Source organism: Coleofasciculus sp. E1-EBD-02 (genome assembly GCF_040218245.1).
Taxonomy (GTDB): domain Bacteria; phylum Cyanobacteriota; class Cyanobacteriia; order Cyanobacteriales; family Coleofasciculaceae; genus Coleofasciculus.
In genome coordinates, this window is record NZ_JAVJQN010000250.1 from 13248 (window position 1) to 28883 (window position 15636).

The 15636-nt window shown below is 45.0% G+C and carries 12 protein-coding genes; 4 read left to right on the forward strand and 8 right to left on the reverse strand.

The features are described from left to right. Window positions 1-2: 2 nt before the first annotated feature. A complete protein-coding gene (locus tag RIC07_RS36570; RefSeq protein WP_446398787.1) occupies window positions 3-1115 on the reverse strand; it encodes an AI-2E family transporter in 1113 nt (370 codons plus the stop codon). Between the two features lie 232 nt (window positions 1116-1347). Continuing rightward, on the reverse strand, window positions 1348-2946 hold the full coding sequence (gene murJ, locus RIC07_RS36575) for a murein biosynthesis integral membrane protein MurJ (RefSeq protein ID WP_446398788.1): 1599 nt from the start codon (window positions 2944-2946) through the stop codon (window positions 1348-1350). A 236-nt stretch (window positions 2947-3182) separates the two neighbouring features. On the opposite strand from murJ, the gene RIC07_RS36580 reads away from it, so the two are divergent. Continuing rightward, a complete protein-coding gene (locus RIC07_RS36580; protein WP_446398789.1) occupies window positions 3183-3812 on the forward strand; it encodes a restriction endonuclease subunit R in 630 nt (209 codons plus the stop codon). Window positions 3813-4162: 350 nt separating this feature from the next. Here the strand turns inward: RIC07_RS36580 and RIC07_RS36585 are convergent, their stop codons facing one another. From RIC07_RS36585 to RIC07_RS36605, 5 genes are all read right to left on the reverse strand, one after another. After that, window positions 4163-4615, reverse strand: a complete 453-nt coding sequence (locus RIC07_RS36585; RefSeq protein WP_446398790.1) for a DUF29 family protein — start codon at window positions 4613-4615, stop codon at window positions 4163-4165. Beyond that, on the reverse strand, window positions 4600-6978 hold the full coding sequence (locus RIC07_RS36590) for an NACHT domain-containing protein (RefSeq protein WP_446398791.1): 2379 nt from the start codon (window positions 6976-6978) through the stop codon (window positions 4600-4602). Before RIC07_RS36590 ends, RIC07_RS36585 begins: the two co-directional genes overlap by 16 nt. 3 nt (window positions 6979-6981) lie before the next feature. Next, entirely contained in the window at window positions 6982-7674 is a 693-nt protein-coding gene (locus RIC07_RS36595) for a hypothetical protein (protein WP_446398792.1), read from the reverse strand. Between the two features lie 105 nt (window positions 7675-7779). Then, on the reverse strand, window positions 7780-8583 hold the full coding sequence (locus RIC07_RS36600) for a creatininase family protein (protein WP_446398793.1): 804 nt from the start codon (window positions 8581-8583) through the stop codon (window positions 7780-7782). A 426-nt stretch (window positions 8584-9009) separates the two neighbouring features. Further along, window positions 9010-10356 (reverse strand): FAD-binding oxidoreductase, encoded by a 1347-nt coding sequence (locus RIC07_RS36605; RefSeq protein ID WP_446398794.1) that lies wholly within the window; start codon window positions 10354-10356, stop codon window positions 9010-9012. A 246-nt stretch (window positions 10357-10602) separates the two neighbouring features. On the opposite strand from RIC07_RS36605, the gene RIC07_RS36610 reads away from it, so the two are divergent. Continuing rightward, window positions 10603-11013 (forward strand): hypothetical protein, encoded by a 411-nt coding sequence (locus tag RIC07_RS36610; protein WP_446398795.1) that lies wholly within the window; start codon window positions 10603-10605, stop codon window positions 11011-11013. A gap of 379 nt (window positions 11014-11392) precedes the next feature. On the opposite strand, the gene RIC07_RS36615 is transcribed toward RIC07_RS36610, so the two are convergent. Beyond that, window positions 11393-12277 carry an NAD(P)-dependent oxidoreductase gene (locus RIC07_RS36615; protein WP_446398796.1) on the reverse strand — a complete coding sequence of 295 codons (885 nt, stop codon included), beginning with the start codon at window positions 12275-12277 and terminating at the stop codon, window positions 11393-11395. A 214-nt stretch (window positions 12278-12491) separates the two neighbouring features. Between RIC07_RS36615 and RIC07_RS36620 the strand changes: the two genes are divergently transcribed. Both RIC07_RS36620 and RIC07_RS36625 read left to right on the forward strand, forming a co-directional pair. Further along, window positions 12492-13988 carry a hypothetical protein gene (locus RIC07_RS36620; RefSeq protein ID WP_446398797.1) on the forward strand — a complete coding sequence of 499 codons (1497 nt, stop codon included), beginning with the start codon at window positions 12492-12494 and terminating at the stop codon, window positions 13986-13988. 317 nt (window positions 13989-14305) lie between these two features. Next, complete coding sequence (locus RIC07_RS36625; RefSeq protein ID WP_446398798.1) at window positions 14306-15259, forward strand: glycosyltransferase family 2 protein; 954 nt, start codon at window positions 14306-14308, stop codon at window positions 15257-15259. Window positions 15260-15636: the final 377 nt, after the last annotated feature.

Below are 15636 nucleotides of genomic sequence, written 5' to 3' on the forward strand. Positions count from 1 at the left end.
TGTTAACCTTTCATCGATAGAGTGCTTTGAGTTTCTTCCCTAGATGGTGGTGATAGTGCGGCGGCTTGCTGTTCCGCCTGTCGTTTGGGTTGCAGGTAGAGATTCTCTAACAAAACAGACGCCCCGGCTATCCAAGGAGGAACAATTAACGCCCCAATAATTCCCAACACCTGTGCGCCACCAACCACCGCCAACAATTGATACAAGGGATGAACTCTCACCGAAGAACCGACTAAAAGGGGATCAAGCACATAAGTTTCCACATTTTGAATAATCACAAACAGGAGAAATACCCATAAAAACGTCCACCCTCCTTGGGCAATTGCCACAATCAACGCCGGAATAGCCCCCAACACGGGACCAAAAAAAGGAATCAGATTGGTTCCCCCAGCAATCACACCTAAACCTAAAGCAAATTCAGTAATCCCCAAAACTTTTAAACCAATGGTAATCGCAATTCCTAAAATCCCCGAAACTAACACTCGTCCCTGGATATAATTGCCCATGCGCCGACTCACTGGCTGTACCTGCGCCGCCAAGCGATCATCCCAGGGTTTGGGGAATAAACTCACAATCCCTTTAATTAAGCGTTCCGCACCGGATAGCATATAGCCCGATAAAAATAACGCCAGAATCACACTGAGAATACCACCCAGAAACCCCCGCGTTACCCCATACGATCGGACAACGAGTTGTTGACTGGAACGAATTGCCCAATTGGTGAGGGTTTGGGTATCAAAAATTTGACTAATGATGGGTTCGCTAATACCCAGGCGCACTGCCAAACGGTCAATTAAGGATTCTAACACTTCTAGATAGTCAGGAAGTCGGCGAAACAGGCGCTGGATTTGCTGTACCACGGTTGGTCCAATTAACACCCCGACTCCAACTAAAATGGTCAGTAAGCCTAAATAGACCAGGAGAACAGCTAACCAGCGAGGAATTCCCAACTGTTGGGCGCTATTGATGATCGGGGCTAAGGTGGCGGCAAGAACTACCGAAATCATCAGGATCACCAACAGACTACTGAGTTGCCACAGCAGCAGCAGCAGCAAAACGGTGGCAGTAATGAGCAGGATATTTTGAATGGAAATCGCAATCCGCCGTTCAGACATGGCAACGGTTCAGCTTAAAAGACTGTTGACAAACACTAAATATGATAATGTTAAAGCTGATTCATCGTGGCTACATCCTCTATCGGGTAGGGAATTTAACCCCTGGCTGTAAATTTCCCTGCTTTTACATAGCATTAAAATCAAGTTCAAAGTGCCATAGCTGGCTCATGCTGATTCATTCCACAACGTTATCTCTAAATCTAGCTTGTAGGTTGGGTTGACGAAAGGATGTTCATTTCCCCAACTTTTGACGCAAACGACTCACCAAAATATCCACTTCCGGTAACTTCAACCGAGCAACCAAAACCGCAAAAATCCCCAACGCCACCGACATTGCCAAACTCAGTTGTAAGACTTGCAGCAATAAATTCTCACTCCCCACAACCTTTTGCCAACCCCAACTCACTCCCCAACTGCCCAATCCCGCCACAACACTACTCCCCGCCAACCCCACCAGCGCTATCCCCCATTCCCCTAACGGTAAACCATGTAGCCGCCGATTTAACACCCACAACAGCCAACTCATCGAAATAATATTGACGCCAATCGTGGCAAAAACTAAACCCGGTGTGGCAAAGGCATTCACCAACAAATAATCCAGCAGGGCATTAATAAAGATATTGGCAATACTAATCCGAAATGGCGTCTCCCCATCCCCCAACGCATAAAATACCCGCACTAAAACATCTCGTGCTAAATAAAAGAACATCCCCAACCCATACGCCATCAATACCGGGGCGACAATCTGAGAAGCCTCTGCACCAAAGGCATAGCGTTCATAAATTACCCGGACAATCGGCACGGATAGGGAGATAAAAATCGCCGTCAGGGGTAACATCGTCAACGCCGTCAACAGTAATCCCTGACGAATCCGCACTTTCAACTCCACCCAATTCTCCGGTGCCGCTAACCGAGAAAACACAGGCAGCATCGGCACTAATATCATATTCGAGATAATTCCCAACGGCGTCAGCACAATAAAATTGGAATAGCGCATCGCCGCCGCCGCATTCGGGATAAAGGAGGCGAAAAACAGATCTGTATAAACATTGATATGTAACATCCCAGAGGATAGCGTTGCTGGTGCCATCACCCGCATCACCTCCCTCACCCCTGGAAGCTTCCAATTAAACCGCAACCGTAACCGCCCCATACCCGATCGCGACTGGGCAATCAGTTGCATCACCCACTGCCAAATCGCCCCGGCTAGAGTACCTACAGCTAACACAATACTACCCAAGCGGATATACTCTGGGGTATTCACTTGTCCGCCCGAGTAGACTGTCAATATCCCCAACCCCGCAATCACCGCCAAGCTAGAAAATAACGGGCTAACACTAGGTAACCAATATTGATCTGAAGCATTCAGCGTCCCGAAACCAATGCCAATCAACCCCGCCAGAAGCGCCAACGGTGCCATAATTTGCAACTGTTGAACTGCCAGCGATCGCGCGGGTTCCTCCAATCCAGGGGCGAGGATATCGATAAACGTAGGCGCAAATAGAATTAGGATAATCGTCACCAGCAATAATATCCCACTCACCAACGTCGTCACCGTTTCCACCAGGGGGGCGGCTTCTGACTTATCCCGTTTTGCCAGAACACTCACCAAGGCGCTATGAAACGGACCATTTATCCCACCCAGTAAGATCAGCAGAAAGCCTGGAATCACGTAGGCATAGGCATAAGCATTCACCACCGGACCCACACCAAACGCCGCCGCGATCGCTTGTTCACGGACTAAGCCAAAAATTTTACTAATCAGGGTGGCAATTGCCACAATCGAGGCAATTCCAGCAAGGGAACGAGACGGTTTAGGCTTGTCAGACACGAAAGGTTACTATTTTTAGTGACTTATCCTATTTAATCCTGAATCGGGTCACACGCTTCAGGTAAATCTCACTAATTATCTCCCAACACTTGCACCTCTGGAGTTACAGTAATCTAATCTGCCCGCACAGACGCTTCCCCACCTTAACTCCAATCTTTCACCAATCAAGGCTCAGCCAATTGTATGTAAGGTGTTACATAAGGTAATCGTTTTCTTGAATAACACTGACAGCAGCAATGACACCAGTTATCCCCGCCCATGAACTAACACTGGCGCAGGTTGAAAACCAATTCAATCTTCGGCAAGTTCTAGACGATTCCACTTTCTTCCCTGAAGCGCAGGACAATTTATCAGAACTCAACGATTTAGAAAAGCAAACCTTAGATCGGGTCAAAACAGAGTTCCTCTATCTCAACAAATATCCGATGTTAGAAGATTTGGTAAAAATGGTGGTACTTTCGCCCCTACTATCACTGGCAGGATTTTACCGTCCTCCGCTACATCCAGTCTTGGAAAAACGGGTAGATGTAGCGATAGAGAGTAGAGAAAGAACGGTTTGGGGGCGAATTGATATCCTGCTGTTACAGCAACAAACATGGGTTGCAGTTGTTGAGTCAAAACAAGCCGGATTTGCTCTAAAAGATGCAACAGCGCAAACCCTATTTTACATGATGGCAAATCCAAATACTGAGCAACCCACTTTTGGATTAGTCACGAATGGTAGTCATTTTATGTTCATTAAAGTATTGTTCGGTGAAATACCCCAATATACCTTTTCCACAGAGTTCTCTCTATATCGACCAGAGAATGAGTTATATCCTGTCCTTCAGATTTTACAGAGGTTAGCGGCGTTGGCGACAAGATAGCGATCGCGGATTTTTGTATTTGTTATTTGTTATGACTAACATTTTGCACCTGTCGCTGTCTTACCGCCTTGGGTTCAAACCCAAGGAACCCAATCTCAAGTTGTCTAAAGACAAATAAATTCAGTGGTGGTGACAATAGGCAATAGAGAATCGTTGTAGTGTGAGCGTCTCGCTCGCTATTTTGTTGAGTTTTGAACCGATAAATGCTTAGGCTAAAGCCCTGACTACAAACCCTAGAAAAAACACCTGATCAACCATGTAGGGGCGACCCGCTTGCACTAATGAACAACTGTAGTCCACTCAATTTACTCGGGTCGCCCTTTCCCATCATTTGATGTCGCGACTTCGTATTAATCTTCTGATGTTCCATCAGTCGATTGACGTTCTAGAATCAAATCCATTGCCATTTCAATAATTTCTTCTCGGTTAACCATGGCATCGATTTCTTCAGCTTCATAGGTTCCCTCGAATGCTTCTAGGGCTGCATTTCTCAGGGCTGACTCATAAGCATCCTGTAAAGTTTCCCGTAATTCGTCTTCGGTTAAATAAGTCCCTTTAGCTTTATGGCGTCGATTCGTTCGTTGAATTTGCTTAACTGAATTGAATATAGAAACCTGCCAGGATTTAGTGGTGCGATTTTCAGCCACTTTTTTAATTAGATGCAATAATAGAATGATGCCATAGCTAAATATTTTATTGAGTTTATCGGATTTGCTCATCTCCTCTAATTCTTCAACAAGTTCCAAGGCTTCCGGAATTTTGCCTTGCTGGATAAATTCCTTTAAGGTTATGAGTTCTTCCATTCGCTTTTATTCCTCCGCTTCTCGATTTCGGTAATAGGTAATAATAAGGTGTCTTCAATTTCTTGGCGCACTTCAGGAGATACTTCACTGTTATTCAGACAATTGACCAATAATAAGTTTCCATCTCGGTACTTTTGCAGCAAATTTATCTGTTCTTTGCTAAACTGCCACTCTTGACTGATACTACTATTACTAATTAGTAAATTTCTTAAATTATCTGTCCAAGCTTGACCATGGTCTATTAACCACTCTCGTTGATTATAGGTTGGTAATTGAGTGTTAAATTCTTGGATTAATTTTGCTTTTTCAATTCCTTTTATTCTGGCATCATATAGTAGATTTTCAATTATTTCTCGCTGGATATACAAGACTTGTTCATGATCTAAATTTGGATTTAATAAATAAATTGCATCACGAATTTTGTCTGAGTAAAAATTCTCGATAAACTTTAAATTAACTTCTAGAGATTGCTCGATCACTTCATCAACATCAAGGGCAGGATCGAGAGACAGGTTAAAAAGTTTATCAAAATCTGGGTTTAGGGTACGAGTCAGGTCAAAAGCTTGAGCCACGTCAGACATACCTGTGGGACTAAAGTCGATATTCTCGTAAAGTAGATATTCTAAGTATTGAGAACGCAACGCTGTTGCTTTAGCGAAAGAAGGCGTTGAACAGCCTATTTGTTTTTCCCTCAATATAAATTGCTGCAACTTATCATCTGATGCCACAACTGCATCAATTTTTTGCTTCATTAACTGTAGCAATTTATCGGCATTGTTTAGCTTATTTGACACCAGCATAAACACCTCATGCCAACGCTTTTCAGTAATGTGATTTACCAAATTACTTAAAGCCGCTGATTCAGAATCTTCCACAATTGCTTGTGCGGTAAAATACTCTTGAAAGCTCAAATGCGAGAACGAGTAAACTCCTCGTGAGCGCTCTATCAATAACCCATGCTGTGCTTCAATTGATTTCAAGACTCTATCACTATCCTGTTTCGAGAATTGAGTCCCATTTTTTTTGGGGGGTAAATTCAATAGATAGTTGGCAATAATTTGTTGGATTTTATCTTGTTCAAAGAAGTAATCACCACGCGCAAACGTAATAAATGCTACATGATTCAACAATTTTCTCTTTTCTAATAAAGATAAATGTCTAGATAACTGATCCCGTTTAATCCATCGGCACTCATCCCATTTTTGCAGGAGAATACTCAATGCTTGTTCATATAACCTAGAGTGTTTTGAGGGAAAATCATCATTGGATTGGAACACCAAACAAGCCAGATTTAGTAATATAGGTGTGCGTGCTAGTTCTTGAATGTGCTTATTTTTCGGCAAGTAAAAAGCATCAATAAATTTATTGGCTTTATTTTGTCCATCCTTATGATGATTTCTAGTCGCGGCTACAAACCAATTTTTAGCAAAAGCTTCAACTTGTTCAAAACTAAAATCGGCAACCTCAACATTAGTGAATCCTTCACGCAAAAACCTATATTTACGGGCGGCAATGCGACAAGTAATTATAAACATATTCTTGAAATACTTCTCAACAAATCTGCGAATATACTTAATAACTTCATCATCGTCTTCTTCCAATACTTCATCCAAGCCATCCAACAAAATCAATGCTTTCCCCTGAGTAAGTATCGTTTCAACGACCGATTTATCTGTAATCCCACAACTGACAAATTCTTCATTAATATAATCTTGTAAGGGTACCATCCTTTGCGTCCCCAAAGTTTTGGCATCCTCAGCAAAATTTTTCAGTCGGATAAATATCGGGACTCGGTTCGGTTGAAATTCACCTAAGTTGCACTTAATCGCTACCCACTGCAAAAACGTGGTTTTCCCTGACCCAGGTTTACCGAGTACCATCAGCTTGTTGTAACGCGACACAGCATCCAAACCTGGGACACTCTTCTGACGTACTCTACCCAATCCCAGTCGGTCAAAGTTATCGGATTGTGGGTTAAAGTTTCGCGCCAAGTCAGAAGAATCTAACCATTGCTGGCTAGTTATCTCCTCTAATATATTGACATCGGTGTAGATATCTGAAATGGCAATAGGCTGGGAAATATCCAGCATCGGCATTGTGCCACACTGGTTTTGGATTTTGTCATGGCGCTGCTGACGTACTTGTTGGACTAAGGTATCGATATCAATACTATTATTCTGGTTATTACCTAGAGATTTTAGTTCGGTTTCGCGATCGCGGATTCTTTGTTCTATTTCTTCAATATCATCATTTAAGCCAAGTTTACGACGTGGATTAGTTTCACAACGTCGCGCATCCTCTAACTGCTTGAGTAACTTGTAATCCTCATTGAGTTGTTCTTTGAGGTACTGACACCACTCCACAACTTACCTCCTCCTTAACTTTGCCAGCAATTGATCCCAAGCTGATTTGATATTGAACCCACTTCCGAGTTCTAACTCCCCTTCGTAGTCAATCAGAAACGGAATAATCGGGAGTGTTACCTTGAGTTTATGTTTAGCGTCTAACTCAGGTGCTTTAATAATTTCAGCTACAGCCGCTTGACTAGCAGGTAAAGCCGGAATGCGTTCCTCTAATACTACTAACATTTGCTGCATCTGCAATTCTGATACCTGGTTGGCTTCCACCGCATTGAGTAAGGTTTGAGTGATGGCTAATTGATTCTGGTTTAGCTGCTGTGCGATCGCGGCGATTACAACTTGCTCAGTAGCATCATAGCAGTTCAGCAGGTCTTTACGCATCTGAGATAAGTCGCCGTAAATCTCAACCTGACTTCTCAACAGGAGATTTAACTTCGCATCCATCTGCTGCAACTGACTTCCCACCGCCTGCATCTTAGCGGAAGGTTTACTCGCTAATTCCTGTCGTAGTTTGGTATACTTAACCTTATTCTGCTGAACCGATTGCTCCAAATCCTGAATATCCCGACGATATCCAGCTTTAACGCGAGGATTTGTCTCGTAGCGCAAGCAATCCTCGAATTCCTTGAGGAGTTCCTGATCTTTAGCAATGTTATCTGCTAAGTCGTTTAGTCTCTGGTTAAAACCGGGAGATGTCACGGGACAGCCTTTAGATAGGGTGAGAAGTCTTTAATGCTAATTTAGCATTGCTTTGAGGCTTTCACCCTTGTGATACCTTACCTTTATTCGCGATCGCACGTTCTCTTACTTACCTTGAGGTTGGCGAAACGTATAGATATCCTGGATTACCCGTACCCAACCGGATACCAACGACGCTAGGATGCGATCGCCTTTTTCCTTCGTTGCGGGTGTGGGATCACCCAATGTTCCACTCTGACTCAATTCTCGCGTCAACCAAGCAAAGGGTAACTTTCCCTCCATACTCAATAAACTATCTTCCGGTAACCCTTGAGGATATTCAGCCACCGCCCGTTCCATTTTCACCTGTTCTGGTAACAGGGATAACATCAAACTTGTTTCCGCATCCCCCGCATGAATTCCCAACTCCAACTCCTTGGCTGAAATTAACTCCTTTGCCACATTAGGAACCCGCCACGTAAACAGCGGAAACACCAGAAAATCCCCATACTTTTGATGAATATCCCGCGCCGCAATTTCCATCACCTGGGGTTGTCCGCCATGGGAATTCATCAGCACTAACTTCCGAAATCCCGCCCGATAAATACTATCCGCCACCTCCATTAACACCGCCAGCAAGGTTTGGGCGCTGAGAGTAATCGTACCGGGAAAATGCCAATGTTCATTCGATTTCCCGTAAAATAAATTCGGCAACGCATAAGCCGGGATATCCGGTTCCAGTTGGGCTAGGGCTTTACCCAGAACCCCGACACCAATCGCCGAATCCACAACTAAGGGCAAATGATGACCATGTTGTTCAATTGCGCCAACAGGTTGAATAATCACTACATTTTCCTTATCCGGCATTGTTTGGATATCTTTCCAGGTAAGATAAGGAAAGAAGCGTTCTGGGGGAATAAAACTGTGCATTTTAGTATTTGGCTTCTAAATTAGTCCAATTAAACTATAAGGCAGATAGCATAAGAAAAGGAATAAGGTTGTAATAAACAAGGGAATGCTCCCCGTTTCAACGAAAATAATATAATCCCAATCCATAGATAAATTTATTTGTAGGGGCAGGTTTAGGGACAATTGTAGGGGCGGGTTTAGGGATAATTGTAGGGGCGGGTTTAGGGATAATTGTAGGGGCGGGTTTAGGGACTAAATTCACCTATTCACCGATAACGGAACAACAAAACCCGCCTTTATATAGGTAGAAGTAGCCAATGTTTTAATGGGGAGGATTGTAGGGGCGCACAGACGTGCGCCCGATTTAATCGTAAAATCTATGCCACAATTTTAGCTGTGTCAGTCCAGTAGTAGATGTTCGATTATTGAAATTGATAAAAAATTTTCTTATCTCTCCTCCCATCCTCGCATCTTACCCGGATTCATCAACCCATACGGATCAACCAATTCCTTAAACTTTAGCTGTTCAACATCAATCGTCTTACGTCCCCCATCTTCTAGAATATAAGTATGAGGATTGGCAATAAACGCCCCCTGTTCTTCGTGATAGCGAATAATCTCATTTAACCGTTCCTCTGTGGTATAGCGAACCAGTTGCAATCCGGCTGGAATCGCTTGACCATTCACCCGCAGAAACTCTAAATGCATCATCACTTCATCGCCAAAATGATCATACAATTGCTTCACCCGTTCCAACGTAAAAAAGAAGGTTTGCAAATACGTCAGTGTCGGGTCAAGACTACGGGCGTGTAATGTCGTATGATTCCAGGTAAACTCGGCTAAACTGATGCCTTTACTCCCCTCTTGGGCAGATTTTTGATAAGTAATTTCCCCGCCATACTCCCGCACTAATTCCTGAAACGCTTCTAAACAAGACTCCGCTACCGTTAATAAGGCACAGTGTTTTCCATCGGGTAGATATGGCTTCAATCCACTAAAATAGGTTGGGATGGGATGAGCATGAATACTAATCAACTTTTTCACCAACCCATCCGCATCACCCAAAGCCTGACCAAACTGGGCAGCCGTGATAAAGTTATCGAAAATAACAATAACTTCTACCCAGGCATAAGCCGGGGCGAGGGGAACCTCTAACTCAGTAATAATCCCATTCGTGCCATAGGCGTGATTCACCTTCTGCACATCATCTCCCCGTAACTCAATCACACGGGGTTCGTCCTCCAGTGTAACCACACGCACCGCCAAAAGATTGCCGCGATCGCGCAATTGCCCATAATTAATTGACCCAATTCCCCCACTTCCGCCCCCAATAAAGCCACCAATCGTGGCGCTGCGGTACGTTGAAGGAACCATCCGCCATTCCCAGCCAATTTTCCGCGCTTGTTTATCAAACGCCGCTAACTTCACCCCCGGTTCCACACAAGTCTTACCCCGTTTAATCCAGCGAATCCCATTCATCCGGGTGGTATCCAAAATCACTCCACCGTGCAGCGGAATACATTGCCCATAATTCCCCGTTCCCGCACCTCGAATCGTCAGGGGAACTTTGTGCTTGACACAGATTCGCGCCACCTGTAGAACATCCGCTTCAGTCTGAGGGCGTACTACCAGATTCCCTCGCTTATCCTCTAGCAGGGGTTGCAGAACCGGACTGAAATGGTAATAGTCCAGAGATAACTTAGCCACCTGAGTCGGTTCAGTAATCGTTTCTATCCCCGCGAATTCTGAGGCTAAGGCATTCCAGTCAAAGGATTGGGCAGGAGTTGAGGTCATTGCTGGTTAAGGATGGGAACAATAACAACGATTGATGAACTGCCGCGTTTGGCTTCACGTTAACTTTCTATCTTACTGCATATCCAAACGTGTAATAGTTCTAACTCTGTGGGGAAGTTCAACGGGGAGGAGTTGCGCGAATCTAGAACTAGAAGCGATTGATACGCTTTTTAACCAATTCATTTTCATAGCACTAACCCAAGTGCTAGAAAAAACTCAATTTGCAACGAAAGAGGAGAACTCACTATGAAAACCTTTAACAAACTAACTCTCGGCGTTTTAACATCCACCTTCTTTATGGGCGCTTTGATGGGCATTAGTTCAGAATCCCGCGCTCAAACCTCAGCAAATGCCTATTCCGAACCTGACAGTGATATTGTCATGGTTTACGACTCAGACTATATTAGAGCGCTGAATCGAGCCAAAAACCTAGCTCGCATGGCAGCCGAAGAAGCCAACGGCGGTTTAGACGATTATCGGGCGGCATCCTATATGCATGGACCTGCCATAGAAGTTCCGTTTGTCGATAATGGGCAAAGTTGGACATTCGCCTTTTATGGAACTGAACCCGCCTCAGACGTTCCCGCCTATAAAAGCATCGTCACCGTCGGTAAAAATGGCGAAATGGTAAGGATGGAATACAACGAAGCCATCTGAACAACTTAAGTGGGGAGGGCGGGTTTTGTTGAGAGGTTATCGGTGAGGAGGGCGGGTTTTGTTGAGAGGTTATCGGTGAATAGCTGAATTTAGTCCCTAAACCCGCCCCTACAATTGTCCCTAAACCCGCCCCTACAATTGTCCCTAAACCCGCCCCTACAATTGTCCCTAAACCCGCCCCTACAATTGGGGCTAAACCCGCCCCTACAAATGCGTAACTGTTGTTACATTATGTCCTTCTGCCTTCTGCCTTATTGGACTAGTGCAAGAAGGCAGAAATAACTGAACAGCTAATATCTCCCCCAGCTTCCCCAGCTTCCCCAGCTCCCCCAGCTCCTCCACACCTACAAAGCTGCTCACATATTTCCACCGCGCTGCACTAGGACTTCTGATAAGCGCGAATCATTGCCTGAGTCCCCTGTTCCCCTCCTTTACCACTATCAAACTCTTGAACCATCTTAAACAAACGGTCAGCGAGTTCCACTCCTGGCAATTCCTGAGGCGATGAATTTAAGGTTTCCTGCACCAATCTTAAATCCTTAAGGATATGCTTAATCATAAAACCCGGTTGGAAATCCGATGCGGCAATTTTCGGTCCTAAATTCGACAGCGCCCAAGAACCAGCCGCCCCCGTACTGCAAACCTCTACAATTAAGTTCGGGTCAATATCCTGCTGCTGTGCCAACTGCATCGCTTCACACAACGCCACCGCATGAACCGCCGCCAAAACCTGGTTACACAGTTTAACCGCTTGACCACTCCCCATCGGTCCACACAGGCGAATGGTTTTACCCAAAACCTCCAACAACGGTTTGCTTTCCTCAAAATCTTTTGCCTCTCCGCCCACCATAATCGTCAGCGTGCCATTTTTTGCACCAATATCACCCCCAGAAATGGGCGCATCCAAAAAGCGCAAGTTATGCTGTTGCAGTTGCGCCCCTATTTCACGCGCCGCCTCTGGACCAATCGTACTGGTATCAATCACCAGCGTACCTGGACGCGCTGATTCGGCAACCCCTCCCGTTCCCAGCAGAACCTCTTTAACATCAGGCACATCACTGACACAGGAAAAGACGATATCAGCCGATGCGACAGCCTCACGAATCGAAGACACCACCGTTACCCCAGCCTGAGCCGCTATCTCCACACCCGGACGATTAGGGGTTCGATTCCACCCCTTAACCGCGTAACCCGATGGCGCCAAATTTGCTGCCATAGGTCCGCCCATGACGCCAAGTCCGATAAAGGCAATCTGTTGATTCATATCTGTTGACTCCATTGTTGGTGCTTCTGATAAGTTGCTAGAGGTGTCATGCCTTTGTCATACTAGAATCTCTTGGAAGAAAATCGGGGAGTCTCAGTCTCACGCCAATCATCGAGTTGGTTTGCCAGAAAAGCGACAGTAAATAAGCAGTACGGGATAAACCGACGGAATAGAAAATAACTTATAAAAATAACCAGAATACTTTAGAAATACTATGGTAAATCCCAGCGAGATTCAAGAGTCCACTCGTCCCCAGCAGCAACTCGCGCATCAGCAGGTTGGGAAAATGGCGTTCGCCTTATCCATCGGCATTGGGCTGATTTATCTGGCATTTCTCAAACCGGGGATTTGGGGCTTTGATGGCAATGACATGCTGCATGTTTCCCAGTCATTAGTTACCGAATTTGATTTTAGCGTGCCACCCGGTTCCGGAGCCTTGGGTCGCGATGGGCAATATTACTCAATTCGATATCCCTTATTACCGATTATTGCCACACCCTTTGTTGCCGTGGGACTGGTGTTGGGTCACTGGTTCAATATACCGACGAACTATTCATCGGCGGTTTGTGCGTTGGTTGTATCAGTAATATTAACCGCTTTAACCACATCGCTGGTGGCTTTGTTGGCATTGCGCTTGGGTAGCAGTCGCACAGGTGCGTACTTAGCCGCCTTATGTTTTGCCTTGGGTACGACAGCCTTGGTCTATTCGCGAGAGTTCTTTGCTGAACCCCTCCTCTCTTTTATAACTGCGTCTAGCCTCTATCTCGCCCTGGGAAAAACCAGTCGTGAACATGCGGGTGCGAGTATTCTTTCTGGTTTAGCCTTGACTGCTAAACCTGCGGGTATTGTCATTGGACCGGTGTTGTCCGCCTATCTCCTACTCAAGCGGTATCCCCTGCGGAATGCTCTGGGTCCCCTACTGGGTACAATTATGGGGTTCATGCTGTTTATGGCGTATAACTACCTGCGGTTTGGTGGTTTACTATCCAGTGGACAAAATGCCTCGAAATTTACCCTGGATGGAATGCTAGAACGATTCATCGGTTTGATCTTGAGTCCCGGCGCAGGAGGGGGGTTAATCTGGTACTGTCCGCCAACGATTCTGGCAATTATTGGATTCCGCAACGCGCTCAAATCTAAACCCCTAGAAGCCTTAGCCATTGGGGGTATATTCGGTGGGTATTGGCTACTCCATTCCTTGTGGGAATTTGGCGGCTGGAGTTGGGGACCTCGATTTTTAGTTCCCGCACTTCCAGGATTGATGGCGCTAGTCGCACTGATTGGGAAAAGGTGGTGGAAGTGGTTAATTGGTTTGACGGTACTGGGGTTCCTTGCCAATGCCCCGACCCTGGTATCGTATTTTCAACGCTACTATGCCGAAGCCCTTGATGGAGGATATATCAATCGAGCCAGAGCCTTATGGGATTCGCCCAGCTATGCTCCTCTATTTAATGCTTGGGGTGCAGCCTATCGCCAGGTTAGCAGTGCCTTAAGTACAAATATTCGAGATGTCCTAGGGCAAGTTGGAGAACCACCGCCCGGAGACCAAATGACTAGCGCTCAATTGTTACATATTGTGGCGGTGTGGTGGTGGGTATTGCCTGCTGTTGGTATCCCGATTTGGGTGGGTGGACTTTTAGCCGCCCTGTTGATTGGAGCAGGGGTTTGGGTGTTGCGTTGGGGCTGGTTACAAGCTAGAGCCAAAGCATAAACGGAATAGTGAAACAAGGCAGAGGAGAGGAGCAGGGGAGCAGAGGGACAGAAGGTTTCAAGGAAAATAGCAATAATTTAAGGGAGAAGTAAATAAATTAGATAAACATGATATTAGTTATTAAGGAATTCATAATTGTCTTAATCTTATAGCCATTCCAACTCATTCAGGAAACTCAAGGCTAATTCCTGAGCCTACAAAAAACACTCGTACCTCTTGATTACTGTTCCCTGTTCCCTATTCCCTTTGTCTACCTTGGGGAGTTCCCCTCTCAAATGGAATGGTTATATGACTCAAAAGTCTTGGCGATAAGTGCAATGAAACTAATCATCCAAATCCCTTGTTACAACGAAGAAGCAACCCTGGGACTAACACTGTCCGAACTTCCCCGGCAAGTGCCTGGAGTCGATACGGTAGAGTGGCTAATTATTAATGATGGCAGTCTCGACCGGACAGTTGAAGTTGCCAAAGCCTGTGGCGTTGACCACATTGTTAGCTTTGATCATAATCAGGGTTTAGCCAAGGGGTTTATGGCAGGGATAGAAGCCTGTTTAAAGGCAGGAGCCGATATTATCGTGAATACGGATGCCGATAATCAGTATTGTGCGGCAGATATCCCTAAGCTAATTGAACCTATCTTACAAGGTCAGGCAGAAATTGTCATAGGTGCTAGACCCATCCAGCAAATTAAGCATTTTTCTCCCGCCAAAAAGTTTTTGCAAAAATTAGGAAGCTGGGTAGTACGAATCGCGAGTAAAACCAATATCCCTGACGCTCCCAGTGGCTTCCGCGCCATCAGTCGGAATGCGGCGCTGCAACTGAATGTGTTTAGCCAATATACGTATACCCTAGAAATGATTATTCAGGCGGGGCAAAAAAACATCGCCATTGCTTCGGTGCCAATTAGAACCAATGATTTCCTGCGCCCGTCCCGTTTAGTTAAAAGTATTCCCGCTTATATCCAGCGCTCCATTCTTACGATTGTCCGCATTTTCATGACCTATCAACCGCTCCAGTTCTTCATTGTTCTGGGGACGCTTCCTTTCGGCTTGGGGTTGATTCTATGCGTGCGTTGGTTGGTGGTATTTGATCCGGATAGAAGTCGTGCGCCTAGCTTAATTGTAGCCGCTATTTTAATTCTGATTGGCTTTCAACTGTGGATGTTTGGATTAATTGCTGACTTGATGGCGGTGAATCGTAAGCTGCTAGAAGATATTCAACTGCGGCGGCGACGTGCTGATATTGAAGATTACCGGAAAAATAAAGTATGAATCATCAACCAAGACAGAGGAAAAGGCTTTTACGCAGATATTGCAGCACTGATAATAAATCCCAAGTTACCGTGAGGTGGGCAAGAGCAATCAACGATAATATAAATGTTTCCAAGTTTATCATTCTTGCCCACCCTACATAAAATTGCCTTATTGAGACAGGTGCAAGATATGAGTTTGAGGAAACTGAACAGATGACGAAAGACGTAGCTTGTTTCTCGAAAAGCGAGTATAACAAACGAATGACAAATGACAAATGACAAATGACAAATGACAAATGACAAATGACAAATGACAAATGACAAATGACAAATGACAAATGACAAATGACAAATGACAAATGACAAATGACAAATGACAAATGACAAATGACAAAT

Excerpts from the sequence above, each read along its gene's own strand:
- RIC07_RS36570 (WP_446398787.1), bottom strand. The coding sequence starts at position 1,115 with ATGTCTGAACGGCGGATTGCGATTTCCATTCAAAATATCCTGCTCATT.
- RIC07_RS36580 (WP_446398789.1), top strand. The coding sequence starts at position 3,183 with ATGACACCAGTTATCCCCGCCCATGAACTAACACTGGCGCAGGTTGAA.
- RIC07_RS36585 (WP_446398790.1), bottom strand. The coding sequence starts at position 4,615 with ATGGAAGAACTCATAACCTTAAAGGAATTTATCCAGCAAGGCAAAATT.
- RIC07_RS36600 (WP_446398793.1), bottom strand. The coding sequence starts at position 8,583 with ATGCACAGTTTTATTCCCCCAGAACGCTTCTTTCCTTATCTTACCTGG.
- RIC07_RS36605 (WP_446398794.1), bottom strand. The coding sequence starts at position 10,356 with ATGACCTCAACTCCTGCCCAATCCTTTGACTGGAATGCCTTAGCCTCA.
- RIC07_RS36610 (WP_446398795.1), top strand. The coding sequence starts at position 10,603 with ATGAAAACCTTTAACAAACTAACTCTCGGCGTTTTAACATCCACCTTC.
- RIC07_RS36615 (WP_446398796.1), bottom strand. The coding sequence starts at position 12,277 with ATGAATCAACAGATTGCCTTTATCGGACTTGGCGTCATGGGCGGACCT.
- RIC07_RS36620 (WP_446398797.1), top strand. The coding sequence starts at position 12,492 with ATGGTAAATCCCAGCGAGATTCAAGAGTCCACTCGTCCCCAGCAGCAA.
- RIC07_RS36625 (WP_446398798.1), top strand. The coding sequence starts at position 14,306 with ATGAAACTAATCATCCAAATCCCTTGTTACAACGAAGAAGCAACCCTG.